This window comes from Pseudomonas sp. LPH60 (genome assembly GCF_030718165.1).
In the GTDB taxonomy this organism is placed as follows: domain Bacteria; phylum Pseudomonadota; class Gammaproteobacteria; order Pseudomonadales; family Pseudomonadaceae; genus Aquipseudomonas; species Aquipseudomonas danubii.
Genome location: NZ_JAVAJH010000010.1, coordinates 137,158 through 153,015 on the forward strand (window position 1 = coordinate 137,158; position 15,858 = coordinate 153,015).

13 protein-coding genes are annotated in these 15,858 nt (G+C 65.9%); 10 read left to right on the plus strand and 3 right to left on the minus strand.

Going from position 1 to position 15,858, the window contains the following annotated elements; translation table 11 throughout:
* Positions 1–10: 10 nt before the first annotated feature.
* A complete protein-coding gene (locus Q8O96_RS28650; protein ID WP_305949886.1) occupies positions 11–1,747 on the minus strand; it encodes a thiamine pyrophosphate-binding protein in 1,737 nt (578 codons plus the stop codon).
* On the minus strand, positions 1,734–3,491 hold the full coding sequence (locus Q8O96_RS28655) for an FAD-dependent oxidoreductase (protein WP_102864893.1): 1,758 nt from the start codon (positions 3,489–3,491) through the stop codon (positions 1,734–1,736). The genes Q8O96_RS28650 and Q8O96_RS28655 overlap by 14 nt, the downstream gene beginning before the upstream one ends.
* Positions 3,492–3,741: 250 nt before the next feature.
* Here Q8O96_RS28655 and Q8O96_RS28660 point away from each other — a divergent pair, with 250 nt between their 5' ends.
* The 7 genes from Q8O96_RS28660 (at position 3,742) to Q8O96_RS28690 (ending at position 11,012) form a co-directional block, all read left to right on the plus strand.
* Positions 3,742–4,644 (plus strand): LysR family transcriptional regulator, encoded by a 903-nt coding sequence (locus Q8O96_RS28660; protein WP_305949887.1) that lies wholly within the window; start codon positions 3,742–3,744, stop codon positions 4,642–4,644.
* 161 nt (positions 4,645–4,805) lie between these two features.
* Complete coding sequence (locus tag Q8O96_RS28665) at positions 4,806–5,918, plus strand: tartrate dehydrogenase (RefSeq protein ID WP_305949888.1); 1,113 nt, start codon at positions 4,806–4,808, stop codon at positions 5,916–5,918.
* Positions 5,919–5,923: 5 nt separating this feature from the next.
* The gene (locus Q8O96_RS28670; protein WP_305949889.1) at positions 5,924–7,372 is read left to right on the plus strand and encodes an aldehyde dehydrogenase family protein; all 1,449 of its coding nucleotides are present in this window, start codon (positions 5,924–5,926) and stop codon (positions 7,370–7,372) included.
* 48 nt (positions 7,373–7,420) lie between these two features.
* Positions 7,421–8,179, plus strand: a complete 759-nt coding sequence (locus Q8O96_RS28675) for an SDR family oxidoreductase (RefSeq protein ID WP_305949890.1) — start codon at positions 7,421–7,423, stop codon at positions 8,177–8,179.
* A gap of 651 nt (positions 8,180–8,830) precedes the next feature.
* Positions 8,831–9,805, plus strand: a complete 975-nt coding sequence (locus Q8O96_RS28680; protein WP_115580380.1) for a cyclase family protein — start codon at positions 8,831–8,833, stop codon at positions 9,803–9,805.
* Positions 9,806–9,886: 81 nt separating this feature from the next.
* Positions 9,887–10,399 (plus strand): hypothetical protein, encoded by a 513-nt coding sequence (locus Q8O96_RS28685; protein ID WP_102864898.1) that lies wholly within the window; start codon positions 9,887–9,889, stop codon positions 10,397–10,399.
* 82 nt (positions 10,400–10,481) lie between these two features.
* Positions 10,482–11,012, plus strand: coding sequence for a hypothetical protein (locus Q8O96_RS28690; RefSeq protein WP_305949891.1), 531 nt, complete (start codon positions 10,482–10,484; stop codon positions 11,010–11,012).
* Here Q8O96_RS28690 and Q8O96_RS28695 read toward each other — a convergent pair.
* A complete protein-coding gene (locus Q8O96_RS28695; RefSeq protein WP_305949892.1) occupies positions 11,005–11,577 on the minus strand; it encodes a LuxR C-terminal-related transcriptional regulator in 573 nt (190 codons plus the stop codon). The two genes, Q8O96_RS28690 and Q8O96_RS28695, sit on opposite strands and share 8 nt — an antisense overlap.
* A 145-nt stretch (positions 11,578–11,722) precedes the next feature.
* On the opposite strand from Q8O96_RS28695, the gene Q8O96_RS28700 reads away from it, so the two are divergent.
* Genes Q8O96_RS28700 through Q8O96_RS28710 form a run of 3 tightly spaced genes read left to right on the plus strand, consistent with a single transcriptional unit; the run spans position 11,723 to position 15,828 of the window.
* The gene (locus Q8O96_RS28700) at positions 11,723–12,901 is read left to right on the plus strand and encodes an acetyl-CoA acetyltransferase (RefSeq protein ID WP_102864900.1); all 1,179 of its coding nucleotides are present in this window, start codon (positions 11,723–11,725) and stop codon (positions 12,899–12,901) included.
* Positions 12,902–12,903: 2 nt separating this feature from the next.
* A complete protein-coding gene (locus tag Q8O96_RS28705) occupies positions 12,904–14,445 on the plus strand; it encodes a class I adenylate-forming enzyme family protein (protein ID WP_305949893.1) in 1,542 nt (513 codons plus the stop codon).
* A 42-nt stretch (positions 14,446–14,487) separates the two neighbouring features.
* The gene (locus Q8O96_RS28710) at positions 14,488–15,828 is read left to right on the plus strand and encodes an MFS transporter (protein WP_115580376.1); all 1,341 of its coding nucleotides are present in this window, start codon (positions 14,488–14,490) and stop codon (positions 15,826–15,828) included.
* The last annotated feature ends 30 nt before the right edge of the window (positions 15,829–15,858 follow it).

The window sequence follows — 15,858 nt, forward strand, 5'->3', positions numbered from 1 at the left end:
GCGCGAGGGTTCAGTCGTTGTCGTTGTCGTGGCTGTGACGGGCGACGAACGACGGGCCGTCCGGCTTGGCCAGGCGCTTGATCTGCGGTGCCAGGTCCTGCCGGGGAATCACCACCTGGATCAGCGCCGGGCGGTCCTTGATCTGCAGCAGTTGCGGCAGCAACTGTTCCAGCCCGGCCCGGGTCGAGACCTTGAAACCCTCGGCGCCAAACCCCTTGGCCAGGGCCAGGTAGTCCCAGGTCGGCAGGGTGTCGAACGGGGCGAACTGGCCGCCGGGTTCGAAGGCGTCGATATCGACGAAAGCCTGTTCGATGGCGTAGACCTCGTTGCTCATGACGAACACCAGGGCGTTGATCCGGTTGCGTGCCAGGGTCGACAGCGACTGGCAGATCATCATGAAGCCGCCATCGCCGGCCACCACGATCGGTCGCCGACCGCTGCCCATGGCCACCCCCAGGGCGCAGCCGGTTTCGTGGCCCAGGGAACCCCAGATGGCATCGGCGACAAAGCTGTCCCGAGGCAGGCCGTTGATGTTGCTGGCGGCATACAGGGCCGAGCTTTCACCGAGGATCAGGCTGCTGCCCGGCCACAGGTTCTGTTGCCGGGCAAAACCGTCGAGGATCTCCAGGAACAGGTCATAACCCAGTGCATCGTCGGGTGCGCCCTGTTGCAGTTGCGGCGGGCGCGCGGGTTCCGGAGCGGGGTTGCGCAGGGGGTAGTCGCTGTCCAGGCCCAGGGCCCCCAGCAGCCGTTGCACGTACTCCGGCAGCGGTACGTGGGGGTAGTACTGCAGGCCGGTGCGGGCCAGTTGGCTGTTGACCAGGATGATCCGGCTGAAGTCCTGGTTCAGCAGTTGCAGGTAGTCGTCGGTGAAGATCACCCCCAGGGCGAGGATGCAGTCCACGTCCTGCATGAAGGCCTGGGTCCACAGGCGCGAAGCGGTGCCGGCGTAGGTGCCGATGAACTGCGGGTGACTTTCGTCGACCACGGTCTTGGCTTCCAGGCTGGTGGTGAAGGGCAGGCCGCTGGCCTCGATCAGGCGCATTACCTGCTCCTGCAGGCCGTAGCGGGCCACCTCGATGCCGAGCATGATCAGCGGCGAGCGGGCGCTGCCCAGGCGCAGCAGGCTGGCCTCGATGGCGGCGCGGATCGAGTCCTCGTCGCAGCGGGCGGGCAGCGGTTGCAGTTCGCCCTGAGGGCGTGGGCAAGGTTCGCCCCAGACGTTCTGCCAGGCTTCCAGGTAGATCGGCCGGCGCTCGCTGATGGCCTTGACCAGCGCCTCGTCGATCAGCGCCGGGGCGCGCAGGCTGTCGTCAAGAATCAGGCTGGCCACGGTCACCGGCTCGAAGACCTTGCGGCCCACGTCCAGATCCCCGGTGGAGTGGTGGAACAGCACGTCCTGGGACCAGATCAGGTCGCGGTTCTGCGCCGACGGGCTGGCGCTGATCAGCACCAGCGGATTGCGTTCGACATAGGCGCCGGCAATGGCATTCAGGGCACTGAAGGTGCCGACGCTGTATTGCAGCGATACCGCGCCGATCCCGGTGTAACGGGCATAGCCGTCGGCCGCGTAGGCGGCGGCCATCTCGTTGACTTCGCCCACCGCGTCGATGCCGTCGAAGTCGTCCAAGGCCGACATGAAGTGCGAGACGTAGTCCCCCGGCACCTGGAACACCTTGGTCAGGCCCAGTTGCTGCAGGCGGGTCAGCAGGTAGTCGGCGACGCTGAAGGGGTCATTGCTGGCCATGGGCGATCCCCTCGTAGGCGAACTGGGTGACGCCGTCCAGGGTCTTGGCGCAGTTCTGGCAGGGCAGCGGCTGGTCGCCGGGCAGGGTGCAGCCGTCCGGGGTCGGCACTGGCAGCAGGGCATAGTCCTTGGGCAGCCAGTTGGGGCGCTTGAGGCCAAAGAAATCCTGCAGGGTCGACTCGGCCACGGTCAGCGCGCCTTCCACCCAGCCCTGGCCCATGGAGTAGGCCTCGCCGACGATATGGATCTGCTGGTCGGCCACCGGCTTGCGCATGCGGCACAGGATCTGGTCGATCCGGTAGTTGGCCTTCCATTCGTGCCAGCCGCCGCCATAGGGATCGGCATCCCAGGCATGGTAGACCGCCGAGTACGGGCGTGGCAGCTCCACCTGGTCATGCAGTTGAGTGACTTGCATCTGCGCCACCCGGACCATTTCGTCGCTGACCTGAAACTCGCTTTTGGGCACCACTGCTGCGGCTTGCAACTGCCCGGCGAGGCTGGCCGGTACATGGCCGACAAAGGGCGCACCGCCTTCGAGGCCTTTCCAGAAGGGCACGGTGCCGATGTCGTTGTAGGAGGCCATCAACAGCGAGTTGAGATTCGGCTGGCCGCCGGGCTGTTCGCACTCGGTACCCATGTAGTAGACCTGGCGCACCGGCAGGTCGGTGACCGAGCGCCCGGCCACCAGCCCGAGGCTGCGCCACCAGGGCTGTTCGTAGGCCAGAAACAGCTTGAACGCCGACTGCATCAGCACCGAGCCGAGGTTCTCCTTGAGCCAGGGATCGTCGAACAGCGGCGCATCGATCAGCTCCAGGGCACGACGGGGCATGGCCAGGATGATCTGCTTCGCCTTGACCACCTGGCTGCCGTCGATGTCCCGGGTGCTGCCCTGTTCGGTGACGGTGCTCTGGAAATGCAGGCGATAGGGGAAGTCGCGGTCCTTGGCGTAGCTGATCTGCACCAGGCGCTGGTTCATCTGCACCCGTTGCGCACCGGGCAAGATTCCCGGCAGCTTGCGGAACTTGGCCTCCAGGGTCAGGGGCAGGCTCTGGAAACCCTTGGTCAGGGTGAGGAACTCGGTGTCGTCGCTGTATTCGGTGGCGGGCAACTGGGTGACCGCGCTGGCGTTGGCGACGTTGGCGTCGTAGCCGCCGGCGTCCTTCATGAACTGGTAGCCCTCATTGCTCATGACCCGGTACAGCAGGTCCCAGAAGCCGTAGCGCCAGATTTCCTTGCCGAACACCTTGACCTGCATCTGCTGGCACAGGCTGAGCTGGTCGAAGCCCGGGTAGACGTAGTTCATCACCTTGACTTGCAGGTCCTCGGGGCCGAAGCCGCGCTCGGACCAGGCCAGGTCGTAGGGGATCTTGTGTGGCGCTTCCTTGAAGTCGCGATAACGAAAGCGCTTGCCCCGCAGGTAGAACAGGTTGTTCAGCGAGCCCACCGGGGGCGGCGCGCCCATGGGGAATTTCTGGCTTGGCAAGCGCAATTGCTTGACCAGGCTGTCCACCAGCACATGGCCGGTGGGGCCGGGGATATAGCGCATGCCGCCGACTTCCGCGACCACGTTGGGCAGCCCCGGCAGGTTGATGCTGAACAGCCGGCCGCCGATCCGGTCGCCGTATTCGAACAGGCCGATACGCAGTTTTTCACCTTGTTCATGCTGCAGGCGCCAGGCGCTGTAGGTGCCGGACACACCCCCACCGACCACCGCGACATCGAGTTCGAGTTCTTGAGGTTTCATGCTGAAGTCCTTTTCGCTGGGAGGCGGACAGGGAGGTCCGTCGCGACCAGTATTGTCCAGTTTTGGCGAAATGCCAGTTTGCCATTAGTGCATGTTTCGGCCCGTGTGTACGGGGCTTTTACGATGATTGTCGGACAATATGCGGGCCTGCTGGCGGGGCGCTCTGGGAGGGGCTTGAAGCGTCGCAGCAGCGTTGGACAGGGCGGCGCCAACTGCGTAGTTTTCACACACTGCGCACAAGGACTCCGCCATGTCTCCGGACCTGACTTCCATCGAGCTGTTTCTCAAGGCCCTGACCCTGGGCAACCTGTCCCGGGCCGCCGAGCAGTCGCACCTGTCGCTGTCGGCCGCCAGCCGGCGTCTGTCGCTGCTGGAGCAACACTTCAAGGTGGCGCTGCTGACCCGCACCTCCACCGGGGTGCAGCCCACGGCGGCGGGGCAGGCGCTGGCCGAACATGCCCGCAGCCTCCTGCGGGCGGTGGATGTGATGCACGCTGACCTGGCCGACTTTGCCAAGGGCGCCACCGGCCGGGTCAGCCTGTACGCCAACAGCTCGGCGATGAGCCAGGAACTGCCCCGGCAATTGACCCAGTGGAGCGAGCTGCACCCGGGGATTCGCGTGGACATCCGCGAAGAGCGCAGTCGCGAGATTCTTCTGGCGGTGCGCGACGGCATCGCGGATGTGGGCATCGTCACTACCTTGCCCCAGGCCCGGGACCTGTACTTCAAGCCCTATTGCCGTGACCGTCTGTGCCTGATCGTGCCCCAGGCTCATCCGTTCAAGATGAGCCATGCGCGCTTCCAGGACTTGCTGGGCTACGACTTCGTCGGCCTGGAAGACAACGCCGCCATCACCCCGTTGATCACCGAGGCTGCGGCTGCGGTGAGCATGCCCTTGCGCCTGCGGGTGCAGGTGCGCAGCTTCGAGGCGGTGTGCCGGCTGATCGCCGCCGGGCAGGGCGTGGGGGTGCTGCCCCAGGGCGCGGTGCAGATCTTTCGCAAGGAGATGGCCTTGCGTTTTATCGAAATCGACGATGCCTGGGCCGATCGTCAGATGTTCCTCTGCCGACGCCGGGAGCAACCGTCCCTGGCCAGCCGCGAGCTGTTCGACTACCTGGCTGACTGCGATCGCAGCGCGGCGCCGCCGCCCTAGTCGCGGCCCCCTGGCTGCCTGGCGCCGCGAGCCTTCGAATTTTGCGAAGGCGGTTTCCACAATGAGCAATTCCCCTGGGCGCTTCCCCATGCCCAGAATGGGCTCGCCCGTACGCTTGACCTGCCTCGATAACAACAACACGTCAGACCAGGAGAGACGGCTTGTCCAGGATCAATCCCGCTGTAAAACCTCCCCATCGCATCGCGGTGATCGCCGGTGACGGCATCGGCCGCGAAGTGGTTCCCGAAGGCCTGCGCGTGCTGGAAGCCGTCAGCCGGCGTTTCGGCATCGATCTTCAGTTCGATCATTTCAATTGGTGCAGCGAGCACTACCAGGCCCACGGCAGCATGATGCCCGAGGACTGGGCCGAGCAGATCGGCGACCACGAGGCGATCTTCTTCGGCGCCGTCGGCGCGCCGGATATCGTCCCTGACCATATTGCAGTCTGGGATTCGCTGCTGAAGATCCGCCGCCAGTTTGATCAATACGTGAATATCCGTCCGGTGCGGCTGATGCCCGGGGTGCCGTGCCCGTTGGCCGGGCGGGTGCCGGGGGATATTGATTTCATCGTGGTGCGGGAAAACACCGAAGGCGAATACTCCAGCGTCGGCGGGCGCATGTGGGAGGGCACCCCGCGGGAGATTGCCTTGCAGGAGTCGGTGTTCTCCCGTCACGGCGTGGACCGGGTGGTGAAGTACGCCTTCGAGCTGGCCAGCCGCCGGCCCCGGCGCAACCTGGTGGCGGCCACCAAGTCCAATGGCATCGCCATCACCATGCCGTTCTGGGACGAGCGGGTGGAGGCGCTGGCCAAGGCCTACCCCGAGGTCGACACGCGCAAGTTCCACATCGACATCCTCTGCGCGCATTTCGTCCAGCACCCGGACTGGTTCGATGTGGTGGTGGCTTCCAATCTGTTCGGCGACATCCTCTCCGACCTGGGCCCGGCCTGCACCGGCACCATCGGCATCGCGCCCTCGGCCAACCTCAACCCGGAGCGTCTGTACCCTTCGCTGTTCGAGCCGGTGCATGGCTCGGCGCCGGATATCGCCGGGCTGGGGGTGGCCAACCCGATTGGTCAGATCTGGTCGGCGGCGCTGATGATCGAGCACCTGGGGCAGGGGGATGAGCTTTACCAGCGAGCCGCGGCGGCGATTGTCCAGAGCATCGAGACGGTGCTCGCCGAAGGCCCGCGCACCCGGGAAATGGGTGGCAACGCCAGCACCGTGGAAGTCGGGCGGGCGATTGCCGAGTGTCTGGCTGGCAACAGGAGCTGATGAAAATGAGCCTCGAACACTACATCGACAACCAATGGCAAGCCTCGTCCTGGGCCGAGGACATTCCGGTACTCGACCCCAGCACCGGCATCGCCTACGCGCGTATCGCCCGCGGCACCGCCGAGGACATCGACCTGGCGGTGCAGGCCGCGCAACGGGCCCTGGGTGACAACTTCGACGGGCCCTGGGGCAGCCTTTGCGCCCTGGAGCGTGGGCGCCTGCTGGCGCGCCTGGGCCAGGTGGTGCTGGAGCACCACGAAGAGCTGGCGCAGATCGAGGCCCGGGACACCGGCAAGGCGCTGAAGGTGGCCCGGGCCGACGCCACGGCCCTGGCGCGCTACTTTGAGTACTACGCCGGGGCCGCCGACAAGCTGCACGGCGACACCTTGCCCTACCAGGCCGGCTACACCGTGCTCACGGTGCGCGAGCCCCATGGCGTCACCGGGCACATCATTCCCTGGAACTACCCGATGCAGATCTTCGGCCGCAGTGTCGGTGCCGCCCTGGCGGCGGGCAACGCCTGTGTGGTCAAGCCCGCCGAGGACGCCAGCCTGTCGCTGCTGCGGCTGGCGGAACTGGCGGCCCAGGTGGGGTTTCCGGCGGGCACGATCAACGTGGTCAGCGGCTATGGCCACGAAGCCGGCGCGGCGTTGTGCGCTCATCCCGGCATTGCGCATATCTCCTTTACCGGTTCCACCGGCACCGGCGCCCGGGTGGCCAAGGCGGCGGCCGAACGGCATTGCCCGGTGACCCTGGAGCTGGGGGGCAAGTCGCCGCAGATCGTGTTTGCCGACGCCGATGTGGAGCAGGCGCTGCCGGTGCTGATCAACGCCATCGTGCAGAACTGCGGGCAGACCTGTTCCGCCGGCAGCCGCCTGCTGGTGCAGCGCAGCCTCTATGAACCGCTGCTGGAACGCCTGGCCCAGTGCTTTGGCCAACTGCGCGCCGGGCCCTCGGAGCTGGACTTGGACATGGGCCCGCTGATCAATCAGAAGCAGCTGCGCCAGGTCCAGGCGTTTGTCCGCGAAGCCGAGGCCGCCGGCATCCCGGTGGCGGCGCGCGGGCAGGTGGTGGCCGAGGCCGGCAGCGGCGGCTACTTCCACGAGGCGGTGCTGTTTCGCGATGTGCCGCCAGACAGCCGCCTGGCCCGGGAGGAGGTGTTCGGCCCGGTGCTGGCGGTGATGCCCTTCGAGGACGAGGCCGAAGCCATTCGCCTGGCCAACGACAGCGCCTTCGGCCTGGTGGCCGGGGTCTGGACCCGGGACGGTGCGCGACAGTTGCGCATGGCCCACAAGCTGCGCTGCGGCCAGGTGTTCATCAACAACTACGGCGCCGGTGGCGGTGTCGAACTGCCCTTCGGCGGGGTCAAGGCCAGTGGGTATGGCCGGGAGAAGGGCTTCGAGGCACTGCTGGGTTTCACCACCTTGAAGACCATCGCCATTCGCCACGACTGACGGCCGCCACGACGGCGGCCCATAACAACAAAAACAGGAGTCACTTCCATGCGTCTAGCCAACAAGACTGCCATCGTCACCGGCGCCGGTTCCGGCTTTGGTGAGGGGATCGCCAAGACCTTCGCCCAGCAGGGCGCCCGGGTCATCGTCGCCGACATGAACGCCACGGGCGGCCAGCGGGTGGTGGACGAGATCCGCGCCGCCGGCGGCCAGGCCCACTTCATCGAGGTCAACGTGGCCCAGGACGCCAGCGTTGGCGCCTTGCTGCGCAACACCCTGGAGCACTACGGCGGCCTGGACATCGTGGTCAACAACGCCGGCACCACCCACCGCAACCGGCCGATGCTGGAAGTCGACGAGGCCGAGTTCGACCGGGTGTTTGCGGTCAACGTGAAAAGCATCTATCTGAGCGCCAAGCACTTCGTGCCGCATTTTCGCGGCCAGGGCGGCGGGGGGTTCATCAACATTGCCTCCACCGCGGCGATCCGGCCGCGCCCGGGGCTGGTCTGGTACAACGGCAGCAAGGGCGCGGTGGTAGTGATGAGCAAGACCATGGCCGCCGAGCTCGGGCCGGACAACATCCGTGTCAACTGCGTCAACCCGGTGGTCGGCGCCACGGCCCTGCTCAGTGAGTTCATGGGCGTGCCGGACACCCCGGAAAACCGCCAGAAATTCATGGCCACCATTCCCCTGGGGCGCTTCTCCACCCCCCAGGACGTGGCCAACGCCTGCCTGTACCTGGCCTCCGACGAAGCGGCGTTCATCACTGGCACCTGCCTGGAAGTGGATGGTGGACGTTGCGTCTGATGATCTGTAAAACCCTCCAGGCCCGCGGGTAATCCGTGCTTTGTGTAGCCGCTGCCGCAGGCTGCGAACGGCCCGCAGGGCCGCACAGTTCCAGCGGGCGCCTGGGGTTGACGGTTGATCGCCAGGCAAGGCCCTGCGGGCCTTTTCGCAGCCTCGCCGTGGCTCGGCAGCGGCTACAGCCAGTGTCAATCCGGGTTGGTGTAGCCGCTGCCGCAGGCTGCGAACGGCCCGCAGGGCCGCACAGTTCCAGAGGGCGCCTGGGCTTGACGGTTGATCGCCAGGCAAGGCCCTGCGGGCCTTTTCGCAGCCTCGCCGTGGTTCGGCAACGGCTACAGCCAGTGTCAATCTGGGCTGGTGTAGCCGCTGCCGCAGGCTGCGAACGGCCCGCAGGGCCGCACAGTTCCAGCGGGCGCCGGGGCTTGACGGTTGATCGCCAGGCAAGACCCTGCGGGCCTTTTCGCAGCCTCGCCGTGGCTCGGCAGCGGCTACAGCCAGTGTCAATCCGGACTGGTGTAGCCGCTGCCGCAGGCTGCGAACGGCCCGCAGGGCCGCACAGTTCCAGAGGGCGCCTGGGGTGACGGTTGATCTCCCAAGGCAAGGCCCCGCGGGCATTTTCGCCCGCTTCAACCCAATCTATGGAGTGCATTCGACATGTGTGGGATCGATAACGACAAGCACCACCCCAATACCAAACAGTTGCTTGAAGGTCTGCCAAAGAACTGGGGCAAATGGGGGCCGGACGACGAGGTTGGCGCCCTCAACTACCTGCAACAGGCCGAGGTGCTGCGCGGTGTCGCCGCGGTGCGCCAGGGCAAGACCTTCACCCTGCAGGTGCAGATCGGCCACCCCGGCGGCGACCCGATGTGGCCGGCGCGCAACCCCTCGATGCGCTTCAACACCCTGGACCGCAGCCACTATCAGGCCGGCAAGCAGCCGTCGATGACCGGCGGTGCCGAGTACTGCGACGACGTGATCTTCATGCAACTGCAGGGCTCGACCCAGTACGACGCCTTGGGCCACGCCTGGTACGACAACCAGTTGTGGAACGGCTACGACGCCAGCAGCACCGTCGGCGGCATGGCCAAGGCCAGCGTGCTGCCGATTGCCGAGCGCGGCGTGGTGGGCCGCGCAGTGCTGATCGACATGGCCCGGCACCGCGGCAAGAAGTACCTGGGCCGCGGCGAGACCTTCAATCACCTGGATCTGCTGGCCGCCGCCAAGGCCCAGGGCGTGGCCATCGAGAAGCGCGACATCCTGATCATCCGCACCGGCTCCATGGGCGCCTTCTACGAGTACGGCAAGACCGAGTTCTTCAAGGACCTGGTGGAGCCCGGGCTGACCTACAGCCGCGAACTGGTGGACTGGTTCAACCAGATGGAGATCCCCAACCTGGTCACCGACACCATCGCCAACGAAGTGATCACCGACCCGGTGTCCGGGGTGCAGATCCCGCTGCACTGCGCGCTGATGCGCAACCTGGGGATCGCCTTCACCGAGATCGTGCTGCTCGAAGACCTGGCCGAGGATTGCGCCGCCGACGGCCAGTGGACCTTCCTCTACACCGCTGCGCCGTTGAAGATCGTCGGCGGCAGCGGGGCACCGGTGAACCCCATCGTCATCAAGTAGGCGGCGCTTGCTGGTGGAGAGGCGGGCGCAGGGTTTATCCTGCGCCCCCTCACCAAGACCGATAGGGATCATCGACCGATCATGCATGACGATTCGCACTCGCCGGACTGCAGCTGCTGCCTGGATCACGCCAATGCCCATCAGGGCGTACTCGATACCCTGGAGTTGATGGCCGACCACCCCGAGGCCAGCGAGGACGACATCGTCCAACTGCTGCAGGCGCGTGGCTACTCGGCCATCGCCGCGGAAAAACTCAACGCCTTCGTGCCATCGGCCCTGGCCTGGATCGTGCTCAAGCGCCTGGGGGTGAAACACCTGCCCAACCACTTCATCGCCCTGGATGAGGAGGGTGAGGAGGTCCGGGTTCCGGTGGCCGACCAGCACTACTTCACCGCCGCGCTGACCCTGGCCTACAACACCTTCGAAAACGGCTGGAGCGAGGTGCTGCCGCGCAAGACCTACGAAATGGTGGCTGGCCGCAGCGCCGAAATGGCCATGGCCAACGAGGCGCTGTATGCCGGGGAGTCCCTGCAGGGGTCCACCCTGGAGCCCGTGCAACTGCTGCGTCTGGATGCCAGGGCGGCGCTTGAGTAAGCGCGCGGACACTGGCGGGCTGCAGGTCATGGGGTTACCCTGCGGCTGTTTTTTTTGAGACCGATATGGACCTTCGCCTCCCGTGACCGATACCTGCCCGCCCAACGGCGCGCATTGCGCCGAATACCCCGACCACCAGACCGCCCACCAGGCCGTGGTTGAAGCCCTGCAAGTGATGGGCGCCCACCCCAAGGCCAGCGAAGACGAGATCGTGCAGATGCTCCAGGCCCGTGGCTACTCGGCCATCGTCGCCGAGAAGCTCAACGCCTTCGTGCCCTCGGCCCTGAGCTGGCCGCTGCTCAAGCGCCTGGGGGTGGAGACCTTCGTCGGTCACTTCGTCGCCTACGACGACAATGACCAGGAGGTGCAGATCCCGGTTTCCAGCCAGCACTATTTCACCGCCGCGCTGATGCTGGCCTACAACACACTCGAAGCCGGCTGGAGCGAGGAGTTGCCCCACGGCACCTTTGTCAGCGTGACGCAACACAGCGCCGAGATGAACGCGGCGAACAAGGTGCTGAACCAGGGCGGCAGCCTGGAGGGCGGGACGATCGGGCCCTTGAAGTTGCTGCGGCTGAGCGCCAGCGAGGTGCTGGGGCAAGCCCCTAGCTGATGTAGATGATCTTCGACACCAGCTCGGCGCTGTTCTTGGCCTGCAGCTTCTTCATCAGGCGGGCGCGGTGTACCTCCACCGTGCGGTGGGAAATCGCCAGTTTGCGCGCCACTTCCTTGCAGGTCAGGCCGTTGACGATGTGCAGCGATATCTCGCGCTCGCGTGGGGTCAGGCGCACGGTTGGCGCCAGTTGCCGGTCCAGGCGTTCGAAGTGCCAGATCATCAGCCCGAACGGATCGTCCGGGGTCAGGGAAAAGCCGTGGGCCCGGGCCCAGAACACCTCGCCATTGCGGTGCTGCATGAAGCGTTCGTCGCTATAGGACGCGCCCTGGCCGTTGCGCAGCCAGTGTTCGCTGCGTTCGCCAATGCTCTGGTAATCGGCCTGGGAGGGGTACAGCAACAGGGTCAGGTGATCCAGCAGCTGTTCGCGCTCATAGCCGAACAGGCGCAGGAAGGCCTGGTTGCAATCGAGCATGCGCCGATGCCCGGTGATCAACTGCGGTGCGGGGGAAACCTGGAAGGCCAGGCGCTCTAGGTCCTGGAGCTGCTGGGCATATACGGTCATGGGGCATCCTGCCTCGTGGAAGTCGGTGCGCCGCTCTGGCGAGCGGGGTACTACTTACTGCTGTACGTAGTTGCCCCAACTAGCGTCTGATTTCGGCGCTCGCCATTGTAGGGAATGCCCGCTTCAAGCACAGAAGAAAATCACCATGACCCATGCTTCCGTATCCATTGTTGCTGCTGCCCACACGTCTTTCGGCCGTCTGCAGGGCTCGACCCTCGAGGACCTGATTGTCCAGGTCACTCGTGAAGCCCTGGCGGATGCCGCGATTGACGCCGCCGAGATCGACGCCCTGTTCCTCGGACACTTCAACTCAGGCCTGGTGCCGGACGGTTTTCCGGCCTCGCTGATGCTGCAGGCCGATCCGCAATTGCGCTTCAAACCGGCCACCCGCTGCGAGAACGCCTGCGCCTCGGGCTCGGCGGCGATTCAGGCCGGGGTCAACGCGATCCGCAGCGGCGCCGCTGAACTGGTGCTGGTGGTGGGGGCGGAAAAGATGACCGGCAACTCCACCGCCGAGGTCACCCAAGCCCTGGCCGGAGCCGGTTACCAGAATGATCCGCAGGAGGCCGGCCTGAGCTTTGCGCAGCTGTTTGCCCGGGTCGCGCAGCAGTACACCGAGCGCTACCACAGCCCGCTGGCCTCGATGGCGGCGATTGCGGTGAAGAACCACAGCAATGCCATGGCCAACCCGCTGGCGCAGATGCATCGGCCGATGGACTTCGAGCATTGCAACAATGTGTCCCAGAGCAATCCGCTGATTGCGCCGTCGCTGCGCCTCACCGACTGCTCGCTGATCAGCGACGGCGCGGCGGCCATTGTCCTGGCGTCACCGCAGCGCGCCCGCTCGTTCCGGCGCGAGGTGGCGATCCGCTCCCTGAGCCAGGTCAATGACCTGCTGCCGATGGCCAGTCGCGACATCCTCGCCTTCGACGGCCCTCAGCGGGCCATCCACGGCGCCTTGCGCGAGGCCGGGGTGAGCCTGGGGGACATGAACTTCGCCGAGGTCCACGACTGCTTCACCATCGCCGAGCTGTTGATCTACGAGGCCATGGGCCTGGCGCCCAAGGGCGAAGGCCATCGGGCGCTGGACGAGGGCATCGTGCGCCAGGGCGGTCGTTTGCCGGTCAACCTGTCCGGTGGGCTCAAGGCCAAGGGCCACCCGGTGGGCGCCACCGGGGTCTCGATGCATGCCCTGGGCTTTCGCCAATTGATCGGCGAGCCCATTGGCCTGGGCGTGCCCCGTGCCGAGTTCGGCTTGCTGTTCAACATGGGCGGGATGGCGGTAGCCAACTACGCCTCGGTCCTGCAAGCGGTCAGGACCTGAGCATGAACATCGCTCATTGGCTGCTGGATGCGGCTCAACGCTGGCCCCAGCGTCCAGCGCTGTTCGCGGGCTGTCGCCAGGTGGCCGACTATCAGGACTTCGCAACCCGGGTCCGGGCTCGGGCCCTGCACCTGCGTCAAGGTCACGGCATCGCCCCGGGGGAGCGGGTGGCGTTGCTGATGAAGAACAGTTGCGACTACCTGGAACTGCTCTATGCCATCTGGTGGAGCGGGGCGGTGGCGGTGCCGGTCAACAGCAAGCTGCATCCGCGGGAGGCGGCCTGGATTGTCGGCAACGCCGGGGCTCGGGCGATCTATACCGACAGCGGGCGGACTTTCGAGCTTAAGGACTTGCCGGACAACTGCCGCGAGTTGCCCGGTTACGCCAGCCCCGCGCCGGCGCCAGCCCCGGGCCACGAGCTGCTGGAGCCCTGTCCGCGCAGGGACGATGATCTGGCCTGGCTGTTCTACACCTCGGGCACCACCGGCCGTTCCAAGGGGGTGATGCTGTCCCATGGCAACCTGATGGCCATGTCGCTGTGCTACCCGCTGGATGTGGACCCGGTGCAGGCCACTGATGCGGTGGTCTATGCCGCGCCGATGTCGCACGGGGCCGGGCTCTACAACTTCATTCACGTGCGCTGCGGGGCCCGGCATGTGGTGCCGGAGTCACGGGGGTTCGACGCGCAGGAGCTGTTCGGGTTGGCGCAGGAACTGGGGCAGGTCAGCCTGTTTGCCGCCCCGACCATGGTCAAGCGCATGGTCGAGCAGGCCCGGCAGCAAGGCTATGACGGCGCGGGGATCAAGACCCTTGTCTACGGTGGGGCCCCCATGTACCTGGCGGACCTGGGCCAGGCCCTGGAGACCTTCGGCCCACGGTTGGTGCAGATCTACGGCCAGGGCGAGTGCCCGATGACCATCAGCGCCCTGTCCCGGGAGCTGATCGCCGACCGCGAGCATCCCGACTGGCCCGCAATCGCGGCCTCGGTGGGGCGGCCGCAGTCCTGTGTGGAGGTGCGGATAGTCGATGCCGATGGACAGCGCCTGGGCCCCGGCGAACCCGGGGAAATCGCTGTGCGCGGGGCCCCGGTGATGCACGGCTACTGGGACAACCCGTCAGCCACTCAGGCGGCCCTGGTGGACGGCTGGTTGCTCACCGGCGATATCGGCTTTCTCGACAGTCGCGGGATGCTGACCCTCACGGACCGCTCCAAGGATGTGATCATTTCCGGCGGCAGCAATATCTACCCACGGGAAGTGGAAGAGGTGCTGATGCAGCATCCCGGGGTGTTCGAGGTCTGCGTGGTGGGGCAGGCGGATGCCGAGTGGGGCGAATCGGTGGTGGCTTTCGTGGTGCTGCGCTGCCCTGGCGGCCTCGATGCTCAGGCACTCAACCAATGGTTCGTGACCCGCATGGCCTCGTTCAAGAAGCCCAGGAAATACCTGTTTTGCCGCGAGCTGCCCAAGAACAGCTACGGCAAGATTCTCAAGACCCGCTTGCGCCAGTGGTTGCAGGACCCCTCAGGGTCCATCGCCGACCTCTGAAAGATTTTTCCATGGACAGCAATACGACAGGAGTCTCCCAACATGGACATGACCTCTTGCAATCCCCAGCGCCAGCGGCGCCGGGCCTTTATCGGCGCGACCTCGGGCCACTTGATCGAGTGGTACGACTACGGCGTCTACGGGTTCCTGGCGCTGTACATCGGCAAGGCGTTCTTCGTCTCCGATGACCCCACCAGCAGCCTCTTGGCGAGCTTTGCGGCTTTTGCCCTGAGCTTTTTCATCCGTCCCCTGGGCGGGCTGTTCTTCGGCCCCCTGGCGGACAAGATCGGTCGGCGCAAGACCCTGATCACCGTACTGATGCTGATGGCCGGTTCCACCTGCCTGCTGGGCCTGCTGCCGACCTACGCCAGCATCGGCATCGCCGCGCCGATCCTCCTGGTGCTGATCCGCTGCGTGCAGGGGTTTTCCGCCGGAGGCGAGATCGGCACCATCACCAGCTTCATTTCCGAATACGCCGGGCCCGGGCGCCGGGGTTTTGCCACCTGCTGGCTGATGGTCACCGCGGTGCTGGGCCTGTTGCTGGGCGGCGCCGTGGCCAATGGCATGACCTGGGCCCTGGGGGCCGAGTTGATGCAGGACTGGGGCTGGCGAATTCCGTTCCTGATCGCCGGACCCCTGGGGTTCATCTCGCTGTACATCCGCCTGAAGCTCGAAGACAGCCCGGAGTTCCTGGCCCTGGTACACGCCGGAGAGACCTCCAAGGCACCGCTGCGGGAGGTCTGGCAGTGGAAGCGCTCGATTGCCCTGGTGTTCTTCATCATCACCCTGCACAGCTCGATCTTTTACCTGGTGCTGACCTTCGCCTCGACCTACATGTCCAACACCCTCAAGTTCGACAGCGGCACTACCTTGCTTTACGTGTTCGTCGCCAGCCTCTCGGCGGCCCTGGTCATGCCCCTGGGCGGCGCCTTCACCGACCGCTACGGACGCAAGCCGTTCCTGATGGTGATCGGCACCCTGGCCACCCTGGCCATGTACTGGTTCTTCAAGACCGCGCCCAACGCCACCCCGGCCACGCTGTTCTGGCCGCTGATGGCGGTGGCGATCCTGTTCGGACTCTACGCCTCCTCGACCTACGCCCTGATGAGCGAACTGCTGCCGACCCGCATCCGCTCCACCGGGATTGCCGTGGCCTACAACATTCCCGTGGCAGTGTTCGGTGGCAGTGCACCGTTGATCTCCACCTGGCTGATCAAGCTCACCGGCGACATCACCTCGCCCTGGTATTTCTACGTGGCCACCGGGGTGGTGTCGTTGATTGCCCTGGTGGTGCTGCGCAAGGAGGACTTTGTCGCCTGCGCTCCCGGCTCGCACACCCCAGGCAGCCTGGCACCCCCGTTGCTGGTCAACCCGGCGCCCTGAGCCAGCAGGCCGGCTGCGGCCTGGGGGTTC

Coding starts and splice junctions, on each gene's coding strand:
- Q8O96_RS28650 (WP_305949886.1), bottom strand. CDS start 1,747: ATGGCCAGCAATGACCCCTTCAGCGTCGCCGACTACCTGCTGACCCGC.
- Q8O96_RS28655 (WP_102864893.1), bottom strand. CDS start 3,491: ATGAAACCTCAAGAACTCGAACTCGATGTCGCGGTGGTCGGTGGGGGT.
- Q8O96_RS28660 (WP_305949887.1), top strand. CDS start 3,742: ATGTCTCCGGACCTGACTTCCATCGAGCTGTTTCTCAAGGCCCTGACC.
- Q8O96_RS28670 (WP_305949889.1), top strand. CDS start 5,924: ATGAGCCTCGAACACTACATCGACAACCAATGGCAAGCCTCGTCCTGG.
- Q8O96_RS28675 (WP_305949890.1), top strand. CDS start 7,421: ATGCGTCTAGCCAACAAGACTGCCATCGTCACCGGCGCCGGTTCCGGC.
- Q8O96_RS28680 (WP_115580380.1), top strand. CDS start 8,831: ATGTGTGGGATCGATAACGACAAGCACCACCCCAATACCAAACAGTTG.
- Q8O96_RS28685 (WP_102864898.1), top strand. CDS start 9,887: ATGCATGACGATTCGCACTCGCCGGACTGCAGCTGCTGCCTGGATCAC.
- Q8O96_RS28695 (WP_305949892.1), bottom strand. CDS start 11,577: ATGACCGTATATGCCCAGCAGCTCCAGGACCTAGAGCGCCTGGCCTTC.
- Q8O96_RS28700 (WP_102864900.1), top strand. CDS start 11,723: ATGACCCATGCTTCCGTATCCATTGTTGCTGCTGCCCACACGTCTTTC.
- Q8O96_RS28705 (WP_305949893.1), top strand. CDS start 12,904: ATGAACATCGCTCATTGGCTGCTGGATGCGGCTCAACGCTGGCCCCAG.
- Q8O96_RS28710 (WP_115580376.1), top strand. CDS start 14,488: ATGGACATGACCTCTTGCAATCCCCAGCGCCAGCGGCGCCGGGCCTTT.